The organism is Niallia sp. FSL W8-0177, assembly GCF_038006285.1.
Classification (GTDB): Bacteria; Bacillota; Bacilli; order Bacillales; family Cytobacillaceae; genus Niallia; species Niallia circulans_A.
The window spans coordinates 1,805,995-1,829,748 of sequence record NZ_JBBOUX010000001.1; the positions used below are offsets into that span (position 1 = coordinate 1,805,995).

Annotated in this window: 22 protein-coding genes and 1 other annotated feature; of the genes, 4 read left to right on the top strand and 18 right to left on the bottom strand. The window is 35.9% G+C overall.

What is annotated here, in order from left to right:
- Positions 1–108: 108 nt before the first annotated feature.
- Together NST77_RS08805 and NST77_RS08810 are read right to left on the bottom strand one after the other, a co-directional pair.
- Positions 109–1,086, bottom strand: coding sequence for a LacI family DNA-binding transcriptional regulator (locus tag NST77_RS08805; protein WP_123257712.1), 978 nt, complete (start codon positions 1,084–1,086; stop codon positions 109–111).
- Positions 1,087–1,092: 6 nt separating this feature from the next.
- A complete protein-coding gene (locus tag NST77_RS08810) occupies positions 1,093–2,574 on the bottom strand; it encodes a sucrose-6-phosphate hydrolase (RefSeq protein WP_095328851.1) in 1,482 nt (493 codons plus the stop codon).
- A 221-nt stretch (positions 2,575–2,795) separates the two neighbouring features.
- On the opposite strand from NST77_RS08810, the gene NST77_RS08815 reads away from it, so the two are divergent.
- Positions 2,796–4,742, top strand: a complete 1,947-nt coding sequence (locus NST77_RS08815; RefSeq protein ID WP_123257713.1) for a sucrose-specific PTS transporter subunit IIBC — start codon at positions 2,796–2,798, stop codon at positions 4,740–4,742.
- Between the two features lie 73 nt (positions 4,743–4,815).
- Positions 4,816–7,008 (top strand): alpha-galactosidase, encoded by a 2,193-nt coding sequence (locus tag NST77_RS08820; RefSeq protein ID WP_341122908.1) that lies wholly within the window; start codon positions 4,816–4,818, stop codon positions 7,006–7,008.
- Between the two features lie 217 nt (positions 7,009–7,225).
- On the opposite strand, the gene NST77_RS08825 is transcribed toward NST77_RS08820, so the two are convergent.
- Complete coding sequence (locus tag NST77_RS08825; RefSeq protein WP_095328854.1) at positions 7,226–8,122, bottom strand: LysR family transcriptional regulator; 897 nt, start codon at positions 8,120–8,122, stop codon at positions 7,226–7,228.
- Positions 8,123–8,235: 113 nt separating this feature from the next.
- On the opposite strand from NST77_RS08825, the gene NST77_RS08830 reads away from it, so the two are divergent.
- A complete protein-coding gene (locus NST77_RS08830) occupies positions 8,236–9,123 on the top strand; it encodes a sulfite exporter TauE/SafE family protein (protein WP_095328855.1) in 888 nt (295 codons plus the stop codon).
- A 467-nt stretch (positions 9,124–9,590) separates the two neighbouring features.
- Here the strand turns inward: NST77_RS08830 and murA are convergent, their stop codons facing one another.
- The 3 genes from murA to NST77_RS08845 form a co-directional block, all read right to left on the bottom strand.
- On the bottom strand, positions 9,591–10,901 hold the full coding sequence (gene murA, locus NST77_RS08835) for a UDP-N-acetylglucosamine 1-carboxyvinyltransferase (RefSeq protein ID WP_095328856.1): 1,311 nt from the start codon (positions 10,899–10,901) through the stop codon (positions 9,591–9,593).
- A gap of 28 nt (positions 10,902–10,929) precedes the next feature.
- Complete coding sequence (locus NST77_RS08840; protein ID WP_341122909.1) at positions 10,930–11,760, bottom strand: DeoR/GlpR family DNA-binding transcription regulator; 831 nt, start codon at positions 11,758–11,760, stop codon at positions 10,930–10,932.
- Positions 11,761–11,913: 153 nt separating this feature from the next.
- On the bottom strand, positions 11,914–12,513 hold the full coding sequence (locus tag NST77_RS08845; RefSeq protein ID WP_341122910.1) for a DJ-1/PfpI family protein: 600 nt from the start codon (positions 12,511–12,513) through the stop codon (positions 11,914–11,916).
- Between the two features lie 157 nt (positions 12,514–12,670).
- On the opposite strand from NST77_RS08845, the gene NST77_RS08850 reads away from it, so the two are divergent.
- Entirely contained in the window at positions 12,671–13,735 is a 1,065-nt protein-coding gene (locus NST77_RS08850; RefSeq protein WP_341122911.1) for a DmpA family aminopeptidase, read from the top strand.
- 44 nt (positions 13,736–13,779) lie between these two features.
- Here the strand turns inward: NST77_RS08850 and NST77_RS08855 are convergent, their stop codons facing one another.
- The 12 genes from NST77_RS08855 to NST77_RS08910 form a co-directional block, all read right to left on the bottom strand.
- Entirely contained in the window at positions 13,780–14,349 is a 570-nt protein-coding gene (locus tag NST77_RS08855) for a nitroreductase family protein (protein WP_341122912.1), read from the bottom strand.
- 94 nt (positions 14,350–14,443) lie between these two features.
- Positions 14,444–15,061 (bottom strand): NUDIX hydrolase, encoded by a 618-nt coding sequence (locus NST77_RS08860; protein ID WP_123259401.1) that lies wholly within the window; start codon positions 15,059–15,061, stop codon positions 14,444–14,446.
- 53 nt (positions 15,062–15,114) lie between these two features.
- On the bottom strand, positions 15,115–16,275 hold the full coding sequence (locus NST77_RS08865) for an ABC transporter permease (protein WP_341122914.1): 1,161 nt from the start codon (positions 16,273–16,275) through the stop codon (positions 15,115–15,117).
- Complete coding sequence (locus NST77_RS08870) at positions 16,268–16,981, bottom strand: ABC transporter ATP-binding protein (protein ID WP_095328862.1); 714 nt, start codon at positions 16,979–16,981, stop codon at positions 16,268–16,270. Before NST77_RS08870 ends, NST77_RS08865 begins: the two co-directional genes overlap by 8 nt.
- A 249-nt stretch (positions 16,982–17,230) precedes the next feature.
- Positions 17,231–18,262 (bottom strand): glyceraldehyde-3-phosphate dehydrogenase, encoded by a 1,032-nt coding sequence (locus tag NST77_RS08875; protein ID WP_249878472.1) that lies wholly within the window; start codon positions 18,260–18,262, stop codon positions 17,231–17,233.
- A gap of 126 nt (positions 18,263–18,388) precedes the next feature.
- A complete protein-coding gene (locus NST77_RS08880) occupies positions 18,389–19,195 on the bottom strand; it encodes a protein phosphatase 2C domain-containing protein (protein ID WP_341122915.1) in 807 nt (268 codons plus the stop codon).
- On the bottom strand, positions 19,195–19,656 hold the full coding sequence (locus NST77_RS08885) for an HIT family protein (RefSeq protein ID WP_163186832.1): 462 nt from the start codon (positions 19,654–19,656) through the stop codon (positions 19,195–19,197). Before NST77_RS08885 ends, NST77_RS08880 begins: the two co-directional genes overlap by 1 nt.
- Positions 19,657–19,701: 45 nt before the next feature.
- Positions 19,702–19,913 (bottom strand) — a binding site (T-box leader).
- Between the two features lie 53 nt (positions 19,914–19,966).
- Positions 19,967–20,491, bottom strand: coding sequence for a DNA topology modulation protein FlaR (locus NST77_RS08890; protein ID WP_341123738.1), 525 nt, complete (start codon positions 20,489–20,491; stop codon positions 19,967–19,969).
- A 47-nt stretch (positions 20,492–20,538) separates the two neighbouring features.
- Positions 20,539–21,183, bottom strand: coding sequence for a histidine phosphatase family protein (locus tag NST77_RS08895; RefSeq protein ID WP_341122916.1), 645 nt, complete (start codon positions 21,181–21,183; stop codon positions 20,539–20,541).
- A gap of 21 nt (positions 21,184–21,204) precedes the next feature.
- Positions 21,205–21,936 (bottom strand): class I SAM-dependent DNA methyltransferase, encoded by a 732-nt coding sequence (locus NST77_RS08900; protein ID WP_341122917.1) that lies wholly within the window; start codon positions 21,934–21,936, stop codon positions 21,205–21,207.
- Between the two features lie 8 nt (positions 21,937–21,944).
- Positions 21,945–22,508, bottom strand: a complete 564-nt coding sequence (locus NST77_RS08905; RefSeq protein WP_341123739.1) for an SGNH/GDSL hydrolase family protein — start codon at positions 22,506–22,508, stop codon at positions 21,945–21,947.
- Between the two features lie 144 nt (positions 22,509–22,652).
- The gene (locus NST77_RS08910) at positions 22,653–23,717 is read right to left on the bottom strand and encodes an AbrB family transcriptional regulator (protein WP_275068790.1); all 1,065 of its coding nucleotides are present in this window, start codon (positions 23,715–23,717) and stop codon (positions 22,653–22,655) included.
- Positions 23,718–23,754: the final 37 nt, after the last annotated feature.

A 23,754-nucleotide genomic window follows, 5' to 3' on the forward strand; every position in this document is an offset into this window, starting at 1 on the left:
AAGTGGGCAATTTAGAGAATAAAGTTGCCAACTGTTTCAGAGAAAAGTCAGTAGAAAAGGAAGGGGATTTCTAGACTTGAAAAAATAAGCGGACAAACAAGGATAAAATCAACTTGTTTGTCCGCTTATTAGTTTTACGGGGATTTCATAGCGGTCTTCCTGATCATTTACTCCGTCTATTTTTTGAATAAGAAGTTCTACACAAAGCTTAGCCAATTCTCCAAGAGGCTGCTTCACTGTAGTTAGTTTAGGGAAGTAATCCTCTATAAAGGAAGTCCCATCATATCCAACTAGTTTAAAATCTTGCGGGGGTGTTAAACCAAGTTTTTCCGCTTCATTTATTACTAAAAGTGCTTTCATATCATCTGAACAAAAGATTCCCTCTGGCTGCTCTGTTTTAAGTATTTTAGCGATTTCAACTGATTTTCTCAAGGGAGTAAAGCTTCCATTTATAGAAAATACTCTTGGTTGTAAACCAGCATTGTTCATTTCATCTATATAGCCCTTTGTTCGTAAATAGGTTGGTGATTTAACATCATTGCTTCCAGTTAACATGATTATTTTTTGGATACCATGGTTGAGCAAGGAGCGTGTTGCTAAAACACCGCCCTGATAATTGTCACTGCTTACAATTGGAATATTAGGAGCAAGGAAACGGTCAAAGCTTATAATAGGTGCCTTGATATTCGTGTAATCATCATGGTTTAAGTTATGCGCACCTGCAATGATTCCTTCTACTTGATTTGCTTGGAGCATTTGAATGTACTCTCGTTCTTTATCTGAATTATGTTCACTATTACATTGGATTGTTTTATACCCTGCACGGAAAAGTTCTCGTTCTAAATGATCAATCAATTCCGCATAGAAGACATTATTTAAAGCAGGAAAAATTAATCCCACTAGCTTTGTGGACTTCCCCTGCAAACTGCGAGCAAGATTATTTGGTTGGTAATGAAGCTCTCTCATTGCATCATGAACCTTAGCAATTGTTTTTTCTGATAGATAGCCTTTTTTATTAATAACACGGCTGACCGTTGTAGGACTCACCCCAGCTAATTTGGCTACATCGGTTAATTTTGCAACCATTTTAATTTACCTCTTCTGATTATTTAGTCTCCATATTGTACCGCTGACATTACGTTTAGAATGCAGGTAAATTAATGTTTGTGAATCATCTGGAAAAACACGTCCTGTAATAACTCGTTCTCCTTCATTTACAAAGCACTCAAAAACGGAGGTATCAGCAAATATATTTACTTTTATATCTGTATTTTTCGAAACATATGCTTCCCGCTGGAAACCATATTCTTGTGCAAAGCGTTCGCCTGCATATTCTCTGTCTACAGAAACTTTACCATTTACCGAATCGAGTGTAAAGGCTAAATAACGCGTTTTATCCACATTTGAAAAGAGCAATATTTTCACAATTTCATTTTCAGGTATGATTACTTCAAGTTCAAATCGATTGGTCTTCGTGTCAAATGACTCATGAAAAGACGTCTCCATTTCCCGCAATTTTTTTGTTTCTATTACTGGATATTGTTTCAGTTTCCCATCTTGTAATGTAAGTTCCTTCACTAAACTTAATACACCTTGATAACCTTCTTGATCTGTCGGATAATTAACTTCCGGTAATCCAATCCAGCTAATCGCAAGGGCCCTGCCATCAGGAGCATTAAATGCTTGTGTTGCATAGACATCGAAGCCTTCATCAAGATTTTGCAAATTTGTAGTTTTAGTGATCGCCGCCTTAACAGGGTCAAACGTATCTCCAATGGTATACATATTTGGATAAATATTTTCATAGGATTGAATTTTCTTAGATAAGCCTTGTGGGCAGAATAAGAGAACAGGCACATCCTCAATAAAGATAAGATTCGGACATTCAATCATAAAGCCAAGTTCTTGATCAGAAAATGCTAATTCACTAACCAATGTCCAATTTTTAATATCATTTTCTAATGCTTTGTAGAGAAAGATAGCCCCTTTTTTATCTGACTGTTTTTGGGCACCAATAATCATATACAGTTGATCTTGATAACAAAAAATTTGCGGATCTCTAAAATGATCTGTTGTTTCATTTGGCTGGTTAATCAATGGTTTAGGAAATTTATGAATGGTTCCGTCTTTATACATAAAGGCCCCATTTTGGAAGCTATAACGATTCCAATCTTTATCCCTAACATTACCAGTGTAAAAGAGGAAGAGCTTGTCTTCATCAATGGGATATGCTGAACCTGAATAAACCCCATGTGAATCAAAATTATTGTCCGATTGTAGGGCAATCCCATTTTCTTGCCAATGTACTAAATCCTTGCTTTCTAAATGGTACCAGCTTTTTAAACCATGGACAGCGCCGAATGGATAGTACTGAAAAAAGAGCTGCCATTTTCCATTGAAGAATGAGAAGCCATTTGGATCATTTAACAAACCTGTTTTGGGCTCAATATGATATCCGGTACGCCACTTGGAGTTTTCCACTGATTTATTTAAAGCATTCTTATAGTCAATGTCCCATTCTGAATAGGGTTTATATCTAAGATCTCGTGTCCAATTGCTAACAATATCTGTCATGTAATTAAAACTCCTTCATTGTAGTTCATAAGTGTACTTAAGGGAATTTTAAAACGTTCTCAAAAATATGTCAAACGTTTTCTCACTTACTATCAGTTCAATTATTACATTTATCAAAATAAAATAAAATTTTATGATAAACGTTTGACATAAAATGAAAACGATGTTAAATTAATCGTGCAAAAGGATTTGAAAGCGATTTAATAGAAAGGGGAATTTACATGAAACACAGAGAAGTAGCTGAACGTGTAGCCAAAGCGTTGGGTGAAGATAACTTAATTGCTGCTACACACTGTGCAACTAGATTAAGACTTGTTTTAAAAGAAACAAAAAAAATTGACCAAGCAGCTTTAGATGATGATCCAGATTTAAAGGGAACATTTGAAGCGAATGGTCAATTTCAAATTATCGTTGGTCCTGGTGACGTAAATGAAGTGTATAAAGAATTAATTAGCATCACAGGTGTTGGGGAAGCAACAAAAGATGATTTAAAAGAAGTAACGGCACAAAAAGAAACGAATCCTGTCATGAAATTAGTAAAGCTCTTATCCGATATCTTCGTTCCGCTAATTCCAGCTTTAGTTGCCGGCGGGCTACTAATGGCTTTAAATAATGTCTTAACAGGAGAGGGTTTATTTGGGCCAAAATCTATTGTTGAAATGGTCCCAGGTATTAAAGGCTTCGCAGAAATTGTCAACTTAATGGCCTCTGCACCATTTGCCTTCTTACCAATTTTAATTGGTTTTTCTGCAACAAAACGTTTTGGCGGAAATCCTTATCTTGGAGCAGCGGCAGGGATGATGCTTGTTATGCCCGAACTGGTAAATGGCTATGGAGTAGCAGAAGCTGTTGCTTCAGGGCAGATGCCGCATTGGGATGTATTCGGCTTACATATCGCTCAAGCCGGCTATCAAGGACAAGTTTTACCTGTAATTGGAGTAGCTTGGATTTTGGCAACACTTGAAAAGTTCTTTCATAAGCATTTAAACAATGCAGTTGATTTTACTTTTACACCATTGTTTTCCGTAATTATTACTGGTTTTGTCACATTTGCATTTGTTGGTCCATTATTACGTGGTGTTTCCAATCAATTAACAGATGGATTACTGTGGTTAATTGATACACTTGGTGGAGTTGGTTATGGTTTATTTGGATTGGGCTACTCTGCAGTTGTATTAACAGGTTTGCATCAATCCTTCCCAGCGATAGAAACACAATTGTTAGCGGATATTGCAAAAACTGGAGGAAGCTTTCTATTTCCAATTGCATCAGCAGCTAACGTAGCACAAGGAGCGGCATGTTTAGCGATCTTCTTCTTATCAAAAAACCAAAAGCAAAAGGGATTAGCATCCTCAGCTTCTTTCTCAGCTATGTTAGGAATAACAGAGCCAGCATTATTTGGGGTTAATTTAAAACTTAAATTCCCATTTTTTATCGGCCTTGTTGCAGCAGGTGTAGGAGCAGCATTTATGGGATTCACTGGAGTGCGCAATGTATCTTTAGGTCCTGCCGGAATAATTGGCTTTATCGCTATAAGCCCTAAAGCAATTCCCATGTTTTTGATTGGAGTTGTTATTAGTTTTGTGCTCGCCTTTGCAGCTACAATGCTTTATGGACGAAAAAAATTGAATGTTCCATCTACTAATTCTCAAGGTACTGAAACAACAGAAAAAGATTCTACGATTAATAGACAAATAGCATTAAGTGAAGAGATTGCGGCACCAGTCGAGGGGAACGCTGTTGATTTAACGAGTGTAAATGATCCGGTTTTCGCTTCTGGTACAATGGGAAAAGGAATTGCCATTATTCCGCGTTTAGGGAAGATTTATGCTCCTATTGATGGAGTTGTGACAGTTACTAGTGATTCTAACCACGCATATGGAATTCAATCGGAAAAAGGTGCAGAAATTCTTCTGCATATCGGTATAGATACAGTAAAAATGGCAGGAGATGGGTTTAAAACCTATATTAAGCAAGGTCAAAAGTTGAAAAAAGGTGATTTGCTAGGAGAATTTGATATGGCGAAAATCAAAGAAGCAGGGTTTGATTCTACTGTGATGATGATTATCACCAATTCTAGTGAATACTTAGAGATTAGTAGCATTAAGGATACAGATATTAAGGTAGGAGAGAAAGCTTTAACCTTAATACAATCAGAAAGGAACTAATGTTCGTCCCTTAATTCTTAATTAGTGAAATAGACTGGTATAGAAAGAAAAACGTATGCAAGGAGGTACTTCATTGCCTATATTTCTTGAAAAAGATGGCAAGACACTTCATTTACAAAACAAGAAAATAAGTTATGTTCTCTCCATAGAAAAAGATAAATATGTCTGTCATCGATATTGGGGAAGAAGACTAGAAAGTTTTAATGGAAGCACTCAGATTCAAATGATAGATCGCGGCTTTGCCACTAATCCGTTTCCTGAGGAGAGAGTGTTTAGCTTAAATGCACTCCCTCTGGAAACAAGTACGCAACAAAGCGGTGATCATCGAATCTCGAATTATACAATACGTTCGCATACCAATCAAACACGCACTGATTTTATTTTTAAGAAATTTGATATCATAACTGGGAAACAGCCACTGGAAGGTTTACCTACATTAGAAGGAGAAGATACCAATGTTACGACATTAATTATAACCCTATATGATGATATTCAGCAGCTGGAAATGAAGCTTTACTATCATCTTTATGAACAACTACCGGTTATAACAAGACATGTTGCTTTTCTCAATCATGGGGAACAAGAGGTATTCCTTGATAATGCCGGAAGTCTTCAAGTAGATATCGCGGCAGCTACTTTTGATTTATTAACTCTTTACGGGTCTCACACAAATGAGGCTAATATAAGTAGAAGGAAATTGCATAACGGAATTCAAAAAATAGAAAGTACTCGTGGTGCAAGCAGTCCGCAGCATCAACCATTTTTAGCCCTTTTAAATCCGAATACAGATGAATTCAGCGGAGAAGTACGTGCATTCCATCTTATTTATAGTGGGAATTTCCAAGCACAAGTTGAAGTAGAACAATATGGTTCATCACGTGTACAACTTGGCATAAATGCGGAAGGATTTTCATGGAAGCTTTCACCTGGAGGCAGCTTTGATACCCCAGAAGCTGTGATGGTTTATTCTAATCTTGGGTTAAATGAGATGAGTCATACTTTCCATACACTTTATCAACAATATCTATGCCCTAAGTCATTTCGAAATCAAGAACGGCCAATCGTATTGAATACATGGGAAGCCAATTATTTTGATATATCAGAAGAAAAAAGTTGGAAATTAGCGGAGACAGCAGCACAAATAGGCATAGAAATGTTTGTATTAGATGATGGCTGGTTCGGAAACCGAAATGACGATACTTCCTCACTTGGTGATTGGATCGAGAACAAAGATAAACTGCCAAACGGAATAGCTGGTTTAGCTGAGATGGTGAAAAATAAAGGAATGAAGTTTGGTTTATGGTTCGAACCAGAAATGACTTCCCCCAATAGTGAGCTATTTAAAGCACACCCAGACTGGATTATCCATACCCATGGATATAAGCCCATAGAAGGAAGAAGACAGTTAGTCCTAGATTTATCTAATGCAGAAGTACAAGACTTTTTAATAAGCGTATTATCGGAATATTTAGTAACAGGCAAAATTGATTATATTAAATGGGATATGAACCGACATATAACCGATATTGGCAGTACCTCTTTTCCTATAGATCAGCAAGGAGAGATTTCCCATCGATATATACTAGGCTTATATCGAATCCTAGATACATTAGTGAATCAATTTCCAAATGTACTATTTGAAAATTGTTCAAGCGGAGGGGGGAGATTTGACCCTGGAATGATGCGTTATATGGCCCAGACTTGGACAAGCGATAATACAGATGCATTATGCAGGACAAAGATTCAATATGGCTACAGTTTGCTTTATCCTCCGATTATGATGGGAGCACATGTTTCTAGCGTACCTAACCATCAGGTGGGAAGAATCACTTCACTTGAAACAAGGGGAAGGGTTGCAATGAGTGGCAATCTTGGATACGAGTTAGATTTAACAGAAGCAGAGGAAGAGGAACTACTAGAAATAGAAAACCAAATATCTTTTTATAAACAACAGAGAAAGCTTTTTCAGTTCGGAAAATTTTACCGATTGAAAGCGCCAGGAGAATATTTCGAAAGTGCATGGATGTTTAAAAATGAAAAAGAAGCGATCGTTGTTTATTTTAACGGGATAGCACGGCCTGCTGTGCCAGTTAACTATCTCCCTGTTTATTATCTGGAAGATCTTGCAATCTATAAGGATGTAGCAACCGGAAGACTATATTCCGGCAGTGAACTTAACTATGCAGGAGTAACCATCCCACGGGTAAAAGAAGATTACAAAACATTGATTTATCACTTTGAGAAAGTAGAAACACAAATTAATTAGAGACCTGAATAGAGAGAGGGATATAAAAGATCAGGAGTAATATATCGAATAACCCCTAATTTTCTATTAATGATTTTGTCTTTTAGACTTCCTAAGGATTAGCGGGACTGGTGAGATTAAATAGACGAATTTCACCAGTCGTTCCTTTGAAAACAATAAGAATTAAAAAACGACAGCTAAAATCCTTAACTTCATTGAAAATCTAAAAACCCCCATTTTATTTCATATAATCCATATTTCTTATTGTATCCAGTAATTGATTAACGAGAGGAGAAAGCTCTACGTTTTCATTGCGTCTACAAAGGAATATCGGCCGTTTAATTTCAACTCCTTTCACTTTAACCACACCTACTTCCTTACGAAGCACATGTTCCTTAACTGCAAGTGAAGGAGCTAACATGACTCCATAACCAGCAATAACTGAATGAATAGATTCGTTTAAGCCATGAAATTGCAATCCAATAGGAGGGTGGTTCACACCATGAATTTTACACAAAGAAAATAACATGTCTCTTGTTGAGCTTCCATTTTCTCTTACTAAAAAAGGCTCTTGAACCAACTGTGAAAACGAAACTTCTTCACCAGCAAATTTATGCTTTCGCGGCACGATGAACCAAAAATCAACATCCATTATGTGTGTGACATGCAATTCCGGTTGCTCCCACCGTTCTTTTACAACAAGTGCTAAATCTACTTTATAGCGGAGTAATTTCTCAATCGCTTCGTTTGAATTACCACTATATAACTCTATATGGAGTAAAGGATTATCTATTTTCAATTTTGCTAATAGAGATGGTAATAAAAAATTAGCCGGTAAATGCGTGGATGCTATTTTGATATTATCTAGTATTCCAGCTTTCAGTTTGTTTATTTTCCCCTCAATATCTCTTTCTAAATCAAATAAACGTTCCCCTTGCTTATATAAAAAATCTCCTTCCTTTGTTAATTTAATTCCTCTTCCCGCTGACTCAATTAATGTCAATCCTGTTTCTTTTTCTAAATTTCGGATTTGCATAGTTACCGCAGGCTGACTAATAGAAAGAACTCTTGCTGCATCTGTAACACTTTTTGCAGAGGCAACGGTGATAAATATACGCAGAGCATGAAGGTTCACTAATCTTCACTCCTATAAATATTATTTATATATACACAAGAAATATATATTAGACTTATCTATTATAATTATATAACCTTTTTATTAGAAATGGTAAAAAGGAGCCTATAATCATGAACTTACCAATGATAAAAGAAGAAAGCGAACAACAAATACAAATAAAACGTCAAAAAATCTTTTTCTGTATTATTCTAATCATACTAGTATCAATCGGACTAACAACAGCATTTTTAGGAAGAAGGGAGGGGAATTATCAACTTTTTACATTAATGCTAATTGGCTTAGGAGCTTCTTTTATTGGAACATTAGCAGGAGGGGGTGGCTTAATTACCGTTCCTGGTATGATGTTAACAGGTATTCCTATTCAAACAAGTATCGCTACAAATAAGTTTTCCTCAGGAATTGCGGCACTTTCTAGTGTTTTCTATTTAATAAGAAATAAACAGCTAAGTGTCCACTTTCTATTAATTACTATCCTAATCGCTGTTTTAGGTGGAATAGGGGGAGCACTAGTAACTACTAATATACAGGAAGAAACGATGAATATCATTGCATTTGCATTACTTTGTTTTGCCTTAATAGTGACAATGAAAAATAAACAATGGACTGCTACTATACAACAAGATAAAAAGCAAAAACAACAAAAAACAATAAAGAAAAGATTATACATTCCTTTCTTTATTGCAGCATATGATGGGGGATTTGGACCAGGATCCGCCACATTTAGTATTTTATTTTATTTAAAAAGTAATTTCACCTATATGAAAGCTGTGCAAATGACAAGAGTTATTATTCTTGGCAGCTGTATGGGAGGATTTATTATTTATTACCAGAACGGTTTTATTAATTGGTATTATGCCATTTGCATGGCAGTTGGTTCCATTATTGGATCACAAATTGGATTGCTCGTATTGCCAAAAGTTTCTCAAAAAGCAGCAAAAACTCTTTTGTTAATTATCATAAGTGCATTGATGGTACAAATGATTGTTAAAATTATTTAATATTTAATAAAGATGATTCTTTATTAGGATCATCTTTATCGTAAAAAAAGGGGAATGATTACTAATTGGATTATAAGGACTTTAATTATTTTTTATTCTAGTTTACATAATATATATTATACACAGTAATTAAAATTTTAATAAATCACATCTCATTCCAAAGTATACTCTAGATAGTGAGACAAAATTAAAAAATTGTTATCTCTTACAATCTATTATTAACTAACTGCATCGTATCTATATGGACATTTGAATTTGATCTATAAAAAATCATAAATCCGCCACTCACGTATATTGATAAATATTCTATACTTTTAAAAGGATGAAATGTCTTTATACTGCAAGTTGAAATATATTATAGCTAAAATCATTCAAAAAACCAAAGACGTCTATACAAAGAACATCTTTGGTTTTTTGGTCAGTTAATTCTCCCCTAGTTATCTATCAATTTAGGAAAAATATATTATCTATCTCATTATTTTTTCGAATTCTTGCATCATTAATAGATCATTTGTAATTTCATCAGAATGATGTAAAGAGACTTTCGCACCAAGGCTGTTAAAAGCTGCAACTGCCTCATCATATCCTCGTTCAATATGTTCAATTCCAGTAATTGTTGTCGTCCCTTCTGCTATTACTCCAGCTAACATTAGACAAATACCTGCACGGACATCTGAAGCATGCACTAAGGCTCCGTGTAAAGCTGACTTTCCTTTTATATGGGCAATCCCATTTGATACTTCAATAGATGCACCCATTTTGTTTAATTGGTATACATGATTAAATCGGTTCGGATAAACAGTTTCGCGAAGTATACTTTTCCCTTGTGCTTGTGTTAACAAAACGGTTAATGGCTGTTGCAAATCCGTTGGAAATCCAGGGAACATAGCAGTTCTTACCCTCGATGCTTTTAAACTACCATCTAGAAAAGACGTAATATTATTCTCTTTTATTTCCAAACCGACACCGATCTCTTCCAGTTTCGTGAGACAAGATGTTAGGTGTTCTGGGATAATATCATTCACTGTAATCGTTCCACCTGTAATCCCTGATGAAATCAGGAAAGCTCCAGCAATTAGCCTGTCAGGAATTACGGTATAACTACAACCATTCAAGCTTTTTATACCTTTAATTTTGATTGTATCCGTACCAGCACCTTTAATTCTCGCACCCATTTTATTCAAAAATAATGCCGTATCTGTTACTTCTGGATCTCTTGCAGCATTTAATAAAATTGTTTCTCCCTCAGCTAATACAGCTGCTAGCATGCTATTAATAGTGGCACCTGATGTAATCGTATCAAAATAGATTGTTGCCCCTTTTAATTTTTTGGCCTCCACCACATAATAATCTTCATGAAAAGTAAAAGTTGCGCCCATTTTCTCAAACGCCTTTATATGCTGATCAATTGGTCTGCTTACAAAATCATCCCCGCCAGGATAGCCAAGTGATACTTTTCCGAATTTAGCAAGTAATGCTCCAATGAAATAATAAGCTGTTCTAAACTTCCTTGACTTTTCAGGTTCAATTATCGGATTATATATTTTAGTCGGGTCAATATAAACATCCCCGCGGCTATCTCGCTCCATGATACATCCTATTTCTTCTCCAATTTGACGAAGTACTTTGAAATCAGCAATGTTTGGGATGTTCTTTAATGTTACAGGCTCACTAGCTAAGCATGCAGCAGCTAGAATTGCCAAAGAACTATTTTTCGAACCTGGTACTGATAAGGATCCTTCTAGTTTAGAAGGTCCCTCTATATTCATCCATCTCATTTTAAATCTCCTATTCCAATCTATCTAATCAACGTAAATCAGCAAATTTTATTTTTAGTTGTTTCTTTTTCATTTCATCAATCGTTTTTTGCGGTGCACCAAGATCTGTTAGAAGGATATCAATTTCTTCGATTGGTACGGATTGCATAAACATTTCACGACCGATTTTTTCATGGGGTGCTAAACAGACCACTTTTTGAGCAACACTGGCAACTGTCTGAGCAAATGCAGCTGCTTCAGGAGTAGAGGTACTTATACCTTTGGCATTAATTCCTCCACCAGTTAAAAAACAAATGTCTAAGGAAAATTTGCGCATCATTTCCATTGCAATACAATCAATTATACTGCTTGATGAAGCTCCTCTTAATTTCCCTCCGATTAAATAAGAACTTATGTTTTCTTTCATTCTAATAAGGTCGGCAATTTTCAATGAATTTGTAACGATTGTATAAGGGAAATCAGTTGGCAAATATTTTACCATTCCATAATGGATACCTGCTCCTCCAATAAAAACCGTATCATTTTCTTTAATAAATGATACTGCTAATTTTGAAATAGCATTTTCGTGTTGGGCAGCCGTTCCATATCGAATAGATGACGGCGGCGGCATTGTTCTTACTTTAGGTATTGGTTCAGAGAGAATGGCACCACCATATGTTTTTTGCAGCAACCCTTGTTCTTCCATGATTGTTAAGTCTCTTCTAATGGAATCAAGAGACATCTCAAATTTACTTGCTAGATCTTTAGCAATAACTTTCCCATCTCTAGAAATTATTTCTAAAATTAATTTTCTTCTTTCCTCCGCTAGCATACTATTCCCTTTCCCATTAAAATCTAAATTCATCTTATTCCGTTTCATTAAGTTTTGTCAAATATTTTTTCGTTTTCCTTCTGTTTCATTCCGTATTATGCCTTTTTTACCACCACAGAACATCTGTTCTACAATTGTTTTTTCTTGTTAGTTTATTTCTCATCTTTCGTTTCATAAAAAAATTGCTATATAAGCAGTTTTTTAAGAAAGTTCCACATCATATTCCATTCTTTTTGCTGTTTCTTTCGCTATTTTCACACCCGCTAAACGTTTGACAAGATGAAAGGACATATTAATACCTGCCGAGATGCCACCTGAAGTAATAATGCGCCCTTCATCGACAAACTTCACCTTCTTTACCACATTCACTTGTGGGTATTCCTCCTTAAGCCTTGTGAGGCTCGCCCAATGTGTTGTCGCGTTCAATCCATCAAGCAGCCCTGCTTCAGCAAGCAATAACGCTCCCGTACATACAGAAGCCATCCATTGAACCTCTCCCATTTGTTCCTTAATCCAATTAATCACCGTTTTATTATGTACTTCTCGTTCTCTTGCACCTAGTCCCCCTGGGATGATTAAAAGATCGAACTTAGGCATTGTTTGGAAACTATAATCCGGATATACCTTTAATCCATTTCTCGTTCGAATCATTTGTCCCGTTTCCGAAATAGTCTGCACGATAAACGGTTTAGACCCATCCTCTCTTGCTGTAACAGAAAACACTTCAAACGGGCCAGCAAAATCTAATACCTCCACATCATTGAATAGAAATATCCCTATTTTCCATTGGTCGGTTTGCATTTTATCTCTCTCCTTCGTTAAAGCCATATTCTAGCTAGTTACTTATTATTATTATACTTAAGAATTTCATCATAGAGAGATAAATTATCTTAAACTTGATTAACTGACTGATTTTTGAAAAAATAAAAATAATAAAAAGGAGAGGCGGTTTTTTTAAGTGAATGGACAAAAGAGGCTTCGAGATTATGGAATAACAATTGGAAAATTAGAAACAGGTAAAAGAAACGCCATTACAGATGTAGAAGGTGTCACAGTTGGCCATGCTACTTTAAATAATAGGGACACTCAGACAGGTGTTACCGCAATAATGCCCCATCCAGGCAATATATTTAAAGAAAAGGTAATCGCTGCAAGCCATGTAATTAATGGGTTTGGTAAAACAATGGGTTTAATGCAAATAACAGAATTAGGAACAATTGAAACACCTATTCTTTTAACCAATACATTAAGTATCGGTGTGACAGCTGATGCATTAATTGAATATATGCTAGAGCATAACGAGGATATTGGTCGAACAACAGGTACTGTTAATCCCATTGTGTGTGAGTGTAACGATATGTTTCTTAATGATGTGAGAGCAAGAAAGATTAAGAAAGACCATGTTTTCGGGGCAATCGCTAATGCTTCTGCGGAATTTGATGAAGGATCAGTTGGTGCTGGCCGCGGCATGCTGTGCTATTCTTTAAAAGGTGGAATTGGAACCTCTTCCCGAATAATACATATGGAACATGGTAGCTATACAATAGGAGTACTGGCTCTGACCAACTTTGGTACGCTGAGTGATCTAGTAATAGCAGGGAATTCAATCGGACAACAGCTCAAAAAAAAGCTTACACAAGCAAATGAAGATAAAGATAAGGGCTCTGTCATCATCATCGTAGCTACTGATCTTCCCGTTTCGGAAAGACAATTAAATCGAATTATTAAGCGCGCAGTAACAGGATTATCACGAACAGGTTCGATTATTACAACTGGAAGCGGTGAAGTAGTCATTGGTTTTTCTACGGCAACAAAAATTCCACATGAAAATCCTTATTCCAGTGTCCCTATTTCAACCATTCATGAAGAGGATATCGATGTTGCATTTAGAGCCGTTGGAGAAGCTACAGAAGAAGCTGTGCTAAATTCCTTGATAACTGCAACCCATGTAATTGGACGAGACGGGAATGAACGACCTGCTCTTATAGATTTATTAAGCGAACATAATATTTGTTTACATTAGAAAAAACAGACGCCTGTATGATACAAAGCGTCTGTTTTCCTTATTTATTTTTTATATTTACCTTGCAAAATCGATTCCTCTAACGGACGGCGGCTAGACGGAATTTCTCTTGCTTGAAAATCTTCCGGCAACGCTTCTTTATCCCCTTGATAACCAATGGCAATAGTTACTTGAATATCAAATTCTTCTGGAATGTTTAATACTTCACGAGCTTTTGCTTTATCAAATCCACCAATAGCATGTGTTTTTAAACCTTCTTTTATAGCCTTCAAGGATAAGAATCCCCATGCAGTTCCGCTGTCAAAGGCATGCATCCCATTTTGTTTATCCGAAATAAGCACTGCTAATACCGGTGCATTTTTACACCACTCTAAATTTCTTTCAAAAATAAAAGAATGAAATAATGATCGTTCCTCTACCGTTCGAGCAATAATAAAACGCCATGGCTGCAAATTATTTGCAGAAGGCGCCCAGCGAGCAGCCTCAAACAGGCGCATTGAGACTTCTTCAGAAACTTCTTTATCTAAAAAAGAACGGGGTGACCAACGATTTAAAAAAATAGGATCAATCTCGTGGTCTGCTTGACGAAATGTATGTATTTCATTTTCCTTCATAAATATTCCACCCTCAAAATTTATTTCACTTCTATTCCATTTTAATTATAAAAAAATGGCAATTCAACTAATTGATTCTAAAGAATAGAAAGAATCAATCAAAATAAACAGGCTCCAACGGATTAGCCATATGTTTAAAAGCTAGTAATATTTGTGATTCTGTATTTCTTGGAATGGATAAAGGCGGGAGATCCTCTTTTGCAAAAAAACCGACAGAGCTAGTTTCTACTCCTTCCTGCGCCTCTCCTCCTACAATCTCACACTGGATGAACATTTTATATACATGGTAAGGAGATGGAGGATGCGGGTGGCATTTCTTATCCATAACCGCAATTAATTTTACTGCTTTCACCTTAAATCCTGATTCTTCTTGTACTTCTTTTACTGCGACTTCAGCTGGAGTTAAGCCAATATCGCCCCAACCTCCTGGCAAGGCCCAGGAATTATCTGTCTTCTCTTTCACCATTAGTATTTTATTATCTTGAAAAACTACTGCCCTAATATCTACTTTCGGCGTAGCATACCCTGTTTCATTTGCAAAAAGATCACGAATTCTTGTTTCATTCACCTTGGTATATTCCGACATAATTTCTAAGCTGATCTTCCTGATATCTTCAAACCTTTCCAAATCAAAAGTATCCTTTGAATAGGTTAATCCGGCTTGGGCGATTGCTTGCAGCTGTTTCGCCCATTGTAACCATTTCGGTTCCATCTAATGACCTCCTTTATTTAATAAACTGAAACACCTTTACAAATTGCTTTGACTTACCTTCCAATGATAAAACCAAAAACACAAGTTAAAAAAAGTACCAGCACTAACGCAAAGCTTAGCATACCTCTTACAGCTTTTTTCCTTGCTGAAAAATAAGCATCACTTTCCATATATTTTTTCATCAACGGATGGTAGTGGCACACTTTATTCCATAGGGTCGTAAGCCACCCATTCATGATAATAGAAAACCCTACAAAAATAAGAATCTTTAACCATAGGGGCGGTACTATAATCATGGCACCGGTTGTGCTATTAATTAACATCAAATACCCATATAAATAACTAGAATTACGTATAACTATCTTAATAAATAATTCGATAAAGCCGTTAACTGGTGTGCGATTTTGAAAGATCCGTTTAGAGTTTTTGAAAATACGCGGTTTCTTTCTTCTCATAATGACCGGCTTTTCTATTTCAGGAGCTGCTAAATAGATGGCCTGAACGATACTAGTTTTACGCACTTGCTCTAATTCAATATGGAGATCAATAGATGCGATCTTTTGTAAAGCTGTCAAACTAAAGAAGATCGACAACAAGAGGATAATTAGTGACAGAGCATATACTGGAATAGTCATTCCCATATCCACTATATGATAAATCCATTGACTAAACCAATTAAATACAAGAAACAAGAAAACCACCAGCAAGCTTTTTGCCCACATAGAACCTATTTTTCGGATATGGTACTTCCATAACATGAAGCAAGATTGTAAAGCAGTGAAATAGACAAATAAGCCAAGGATTACTGACCAATTTAACAAATAATAATGGAGTAAAAATGGTAGTAAGCATAAGAAGCCTGCTGAAAGCACCATTGTTTGAAAGAACAGAGAATAGAAATAGCTCAGTGCTTTTAACCTTCCAATCAAATGAAGCTGTTTGACTAAAAATACTTTATCAGCTTCCACAATAAGGGTTCTGATATTGCCAATCCATGCCAGAAAGTAAAGGCAGAAAAAAGGAACAATAAAAGGGATCTTATGTATCCAGACAGGTATCTCCAGCCACCAAGAACGATAGATAGCTACACAGAAAACACCTAGAGGGACTAAGATATATACAATTACCGTCCAATCAGCAATCGATCGAAGCACTTTCCATTGATAGTGCCAATTCCTAATTAAACGTGAAAAAAACAACTTTCTACTATTCATTACCATGATCCTCTGCTAACAAATGAAAACAATCATACAAAGATCCAGCGGGCAACTGACATTGCTCCCTTATCTCCTCTAATGTTCCTTTTGCCACTAGCTGGCCATTATGGATCATAAGAAATCGATCACAAATCTTTTCTGCTGTATCTAATACATGGGTAGACATTAATATGCCAGCACCATGTTTTTGCTCTATTTCCATCGATCCGAGAAAAAGCTTCATGGCATTTGGGTCAAGTCCCATAAACGGTTCATCAATAATATATAAGGATGGATTTGTAATCATCGCAAGTATAAGCATCGCTTTCTGCTGCATTCCCTTTGAATATTTAGTTGGGTTTTCATGCGCGTGTTCCGCTAACTTGTACACATTTAGCAATTCATTAGCCTTTTGCTTATATTCCTTTTCTTCTAACCCCTCTACTGCTGCAACAAAGTCTAGGTGTTCCCATAATGTTAATTCATCATAGAAAATAGGTCGTTCTGGTAAATAGGAATAAGTCATGCCATCTATGTAGGAAACCGTTCCTTCTAAATGTTCGATTAAACCTAATAAACTTTTGATTGTCGTACTTTTGCCAGCACCATTTGGCCCAATTAAACCAACCAATTCTCCTTTTTCAATAGTAAAATTAATATCTCTAATAATTTCTTTCTTTTGTTCGTATCCAGCTGATTGAATCTTTACTTCTAAAAGAGACATTTACACACCCTCCCTATCACGTTCTTCTTTCATACGGACAAATCTGTAAGAAAGTTTCTAAATTAGAAAAAATTTTTGGAGATAAAAAAAATCGGACCACTGGTGCAGGCCTAAAACAGTTGCTTTATTTCTGATTTAATTCGTTTTATAAATATAGGAGCATCATGAAGAAAGCAACAAAAAAATAGATGCAGTCAGATAATCTTACCTTCCTGCATCTATTCCATCGTTTAATCGATTAACTATCTTTTACACAGCTTGACTATCCATTTTCACACGCAACTTGCTTCCAACAAGCTTTACCAATTCAACCACTCGATTAGAATAGCCCCATTCATTATCATACCAAGCTAGTATTTTCACTTTATTTTGCCCGATGACCATTGTAGATAAAGCATCAATAGTTGCAGACTCGGTTGTTGTATTAAAATCAACAGATACTAAAGGTTCCTCTGTAATGCTTAGAATCCCTTTCAGTTTTCCGTCTGAGGCCTCTTCAAAAGCTTGATTAACAACTTCACTTGTCACATTTTTTTCTAAATCGACGACTAAATCGACTAAAGAAACATTTTGTGTTGGCACTCTTAACGCCATTCCATGAAGTTTTCCTTCCAAATGTGGAAGGATCTGTTTTAAGGCCTTAGCTGCTCCAGTCGAAGTGGGAATAATATTTTGCCCACATGACCTTGCCCGCCGTAAATCATGATGGGGATTATCTATATTGTTTTGATCATTGGTATAGGAGTGAATTGTTGTCATTAATCCATTCTTTATCGTAAAATGTTCGTCTATAACCTTAGCAACCGGTCCTAAGCAATTGGTCGTACATGATGCATTCGAAATAACATGATGTTTATCAATATTTAATATACTATCATTCACACCCATGACGATGGTTGCATCAGCATTTACACCAGGAGCGGTAAGCACTACTTTATGCGCACCAGCTTTTAAATGCATTGCTGCTTTGTCTCTCGCGTTAAATTTCCCTGTAGCTTCTACTACGATATCTATTCCCAATTCACGCCACGGAAGTTTTTCTGGATTACGGTTATTCACTAATAGAATCTCTTGGTCATTTATAAGAATCGAATGTTCTTTAGCCACAACCTTACCTGGAAACTTCCCGTGAATTGTGTCATACTTTATTAAATGTGCTATCGTTTCAGAAGGATAACTGGCATTAATAGCAGTAATATGTATACTTTGATCATTAATAGCATTTCTAAGCACCATTCTTCCAATTCTCCCAAAGCCATTTATTGCAACTGATATTGTCATAGACTTCGCTCCTTTTTAAATATGTTATACTATTAAATTAATACTCTATAATAAGTATAACATATTTAAAATAAAATACATCTTATTTGATTAAAAATAAGATGTATTCTTATAGCGCCTTGAACTTTATCTCACTCCTTTTAAAAAATCACTTGGCATCGTAGCTTCTTTGTTATTATGAACAATCCAAGATATTATCGTTGTGCTGTCACGGACATTTTTCTTTTTTATTTCTTTTAATAAATAATAGACGCTCTCTTGATTAGAAAACGTATCAAATCCTTGAAAAATGGCTTCCATCCTATGATAATCCGTATTGGGACACTCAATCAGTCCATCTGTAGTGAGAAAGATATGTGTTTTACCCTTTCTTAATTCTTTCACTCCTTGATTATAGGAGGGTACTTCTTGATGGAAAGTACTATTTACCCCAATCCATTCATAGAAGCTTCGGTGATTTTGCTGGTATTCTCCTAATCTTGAAAGTTCTGGATGATGGAGTGCAAGTATACAGTCGCCAATTGATAACCACCATAAATAGTGTGCTTTTCTTACAACGATTAAGCATGCAGTTTCTCCTTGAATCATCTTGCATTGCTCCAGAAATTCCTTGCTTGCGAAATGGTTTAAGAAAAAGGAAGTAATTTCTTGGAACACTCTCTTTAACGGTAATTGTAGAATTGTTTTGATCTCCTCTTTCTTTGTCGCTATACTTTTTATTACTAATTCTGCACTTTGTGCTGAATCATGTGCATCCAAGAGGATGACAAGCTCCCATTCGCGTTCTATCCAAATGAAACAGCCGTCTTCATTTTTATATTGACCTGCAGAGGAGTTTCCTCCAAAGCGTCCAAGTACTAAATTATTTCTTAGATGGAGGATATTAATTTCATCTACATAATTCTTATCAGAACCTACCCATTTATATTCCATTACGCTTCCTCAAAAACTTCATTTGCTAAGTAATTTTTTATTCTTTTACATAAAGAGCTCATTTCCTCTGCGTTTGCAATCGGAGCCTCTGGCCAATCATATAACTCCGTTGGTCCCCAATATCTTTCAGGAGTATTCGGATATCTTGCAATTAGATGAAGGTGAAGATGAGGAACCGAATTTCCTGAGACGAGAGCATAAATATGTTCCGCGTTTTCTGTTTCCTTTAATGCCTTGCTGACTCTTGAAATAATAAGTCCAAACGCCTTTGCTTCATCATTTGTCATCTCAGCAAGTGTAGGAATATGTCTTTTTAAATCGATCATAAGATGTCCTAGGTAACTGCCCTTGCCTTTTCTGTCAATATGACCAACATAAACATATTCATTTTCATAGATTGGTATTCCTGCTGTTTTAATAATCCCTTTATGTTTATCGCATATGAAACAATTGGTTTCCATTTCCCTTTCCCCCTAAAATAGTATAAAAAAATCCTATTGTCTCTTAAAAGAGACGATAGGATTTATCGTGGTACCACTCTTCTTCATTCGTTAGAAAACGAACCTTCTTAAGCTCAATGACGAGAGCCAACCGTCTAGATATACATTTCTACCTAACCACTCCTAGGCGAGTTGGGAAGTGATATGCGCTATCTTTCACCAAACGACAGCTCTCTCTAGCATACTTACTTCTTAATACTCCTAATCATCGTGTTTATCTTATGGAACTAATTGAAACTTTCTGTCATTTTAGGAAAAACTTCAAAAAATGTCAATCGTTATTTTTAAATAGGTCCGATAATTCATTTTCATTTTTTATCACAAAAATTTTGTTCTGATACTGTTTGTATGTATGAAAGAAAGAAGGTTTACCTACTTGCTCGAAATGCTTATTCCATTTAAACATTTTAAAGAAAATCGTTAAGTTTGGCTGGTAATGGGCCTTTTCTTGACCAAGCTTCTGTTTAACGTATCGTTTTATTATACGATAGGTACGTTTAGGATAATTGGTGTCCAAAAAAACAATGACATCTGCTTGTTGGAAGCTGCCACGTACCCATTCCTCACTATGCACACCTTCTACAATCCATCTATCTGTTTGGGTTATGGATTGTAAATTTGCTTTTCTCTCTTCTTCCGATCTTCTAATATCTCCACGATCTGATCGCTTCCAAACAACATTATCTAATTCATAATAGGGAATTTGTAATTTCATTGATAAATCTTTTGCTAATGTCGTTTTTCCACTACCTACAGAACCAATGATATGAATCTTATTAGGAGTAGCTTTCACTATTCCCCCCTCCTTTATATAAGTTTTCACATAAGTGTTGGGGGAAATATCTAATCTATACTTAAAGATAAAGATAGCTTTCCATTATCACGAAACGAAGGATCTGCTACTTTTTCGACCATTAATACACCATCTTTTACATTAATTACAGAAACACAGCAATTATCATGGTGTGGGTAATCAGCCATATTTAGCAGAGATTTAATGAAAAGTCCAATCGTAACACCATGAGAGAAAACCAAAATATTGCCGCCTGTATCTTTATGCTTAGCAATAATATCGTCAACAGCCGTTCTTGTCCGCGCTAATAATTCAGTAAAGGATTCTCCATCTTGAACTTTGCTTTCCATATCTGTAAAGGAGAAGAGTCTTTCCACTATATCTCCATGCTGTGCGATAATGTCTGTCTGCAGCATTGCTTCTAACATTCCGAAATTCATTTCTTTTAATCTTGCATCTTTTGTTAATTGAATATTTCTATTACCAATAGCAAATTTTGCCGTATCTAACACTCTCTGACTATCACTGGCATAAGCAGCCTCAAAAGGTATATCTGTTAAACCAGCACCAACTGACCTTGCTTGTAATATCCCATTTTCTGTTAAAGGAGAATCACAAAACCCTTGCATTCTCTTTTCGATATTATATTGAGTCTCTCCATGTCTGATAAAATACAGTCTCAATTCCTTCTTCATTTGAAACTCCCTTCCTTTGCTTTATTTTTCGCAAGATACTATCAAGAAAAGCGGAATCCTCATTCGTCTTTCATATTCTTCTTTACGCAAAAAATTTTCTCGTTTCGGCATTCCTTCTCGTAAATCGGTTATTTTAAAGCCTGCTTCTTTTAACAGCCGAAAATACTCCTCAATCGTGCGATGATATTTTACTACTTCCTCATCTATCCATCGCTCTATTCTTTCTCCTATAGAAAAATAATCATCGACAATCCAATTCGTTCTTTTTTTCGAGGAAACGGAACTGTCAAATGTAGAAAGGCATAGAGGATGTTGCACACTAAAGATAAACTTACCATTATCATTTAACTGATCATATACACCCTGAAAAATTGGCTGTAAGTCTTTAATATAGTGAAATACTAGCCTTGAGACAACGATATCCATTTTGCTATTGCTAAATTTCCAATCCTCTAGTGTAGAATGATACACAGAAGCAGTTGTGCCATTTAAAATATGGGAAGCTTCGTCAAACATTCTCTTCGAACCTTCTATTCCTGTATAACTTGCTGCACCTTTTTCTAAAAGTTCTATACCAAAACTTGCATCTCCACAACCTAAATCAAGGATAGACTTACCGTCTATTTTCCCTAATAATTCAGATAAAATAGGGCTTTCTATACTATTATTGGGACTTGTTTTTCGATTTCTTCTAGCCCGATAATTTTCAAAGAACTGTTCCTGATCGTATACAGAAGAACCTGTATATTCCATATCTCCACCTACCAAATTTTATCTATTTTTTTCACAAGCAAATCTACTAAAATAGCATAACCTGCTTCCCCAAAATGAAGACCATCATTATGTATACCTTTTAGTTTCTTCTGATAATCTTTTAAAGAGAGCATTTCAGTATAAAAATCAATAAAGTATGCTCCTGTTTCATTAGCAACTTCCTTAACTGCATTTGCATACCTAGCTAAAACCTCATTTGTCCTTGCAAACTGCAACGTTTCATCGACTGGAGCTGGCGTAATCAGAATAGCCTTGTCTGGACCAATTAATTGGACGATTCTCTTCATATTTTTTCGATAGGTAGGTAAGTCAATCATCTTATGAAAGGCTGCATCATTTGCACCAAATAAAATCGTTACTAAATCAGGCTGCTTCTGGATAACATCTGCTTGTATTCTTTTTAATGCATCAACTGTGTTATTCCCATTTATTCCTGCATTGATTATTTCATAATGATCGATTTTATCTGCCAGCATGGCTGTCAAAACAGGTTCATTTCTAGTTTCTCTCCCTGCAATAATACTATCTCCAAAGCAAATTAAAAGCGGTATTTTTTCTCCCTCCTTCCTATAAGAATATTCAAACCACTTGCTTCTATCCTATTTTATACTAATTGGAATGATTCGTCTTTTTCTTTTCGGAAATAAAACTTACAAGTAGCAATTAGATTGTTGCACAAATTAATCCTATTGAAATTAACCTTTTCGCTCTGCTAATCTTTTTTCTACACGCTGAAAACCCCATTTCATAATAATTGGGACACAAAATAAGATAAACAACAATCGAAATAACTGGTACGTTGTGATAATCGGCAAGTTAGCATGAACGGATTGCCCCAGTACGGCCATTTCCGCCATTCCTCCTGGAGCTAATCCAATAAAAGCAGTCAATAATGAAATATCCTGATCTACTCTTACTAAAATATAGCCAAGTACTAAAGAAAAAAGGACTAGTAAGGCAGAAGTTACTGTTACAACACTTAAAAACCTTGCTTTGTTTTCGATATTACCAAATTTAATTTGTAAACCAAGATCAATTCCAATCAATGTTTGTGCCACACATGCAAGAGAAGTCGGAATTGCGGGTACATCCATCCCAGCAATCGATATGGTTGCAACAAAAATCATTGGACCAATCATAAACGGCGCTGGAAACTTCCACTTTTTCACTTTGCTTGCAATTAGAGAGCAAAAGAATAAGATTAGGAAAATCATCCAATGATAGCTCGGGCTTCCGCTAGTGGTTGTTACTGCTGCAACTACTTGATTGCCATACAAAATAGGACTATATACGAGGAGTGGAACAAGAATCATGACAGATAAAATTCTACTTATTTGAATAACTGTAACGACAGTGAGATCAATTCCTTTTATTTCTGAACTAATCGCCACCATTTGAGATAGTCCTCCTGGGATACTACCGGCAACAGTTGATTTTAAATTACTATGCGTTAATTTTGAAGTTGTAAAGGCAAGAAGTAAACTAAAGGCAAGCATAACAACCGTCATCAAAAGCATGGAGGGGAGGTGGGTTCCCATTTCAATAAGTGTCTGACTGGTAAATTGTCTTCCAATGAGGTAGCCAATAACAAGGAGTCCGATATCTCGAAAGGAAAAAGGTAAATACGGAGAATTTTTGGCAAGTCGAACATAAAGGATGGTACTGAACATGGGGCCAAGCAGCCAAGACAGAGGAAGCTGGCATACTTGAAACAACCATCCCCCAAGTACAGCACTTAAACATAAGAAAAGTAATGACATAAATTCGATCCTTTCATAAAAGAAATAAGTACTTTCA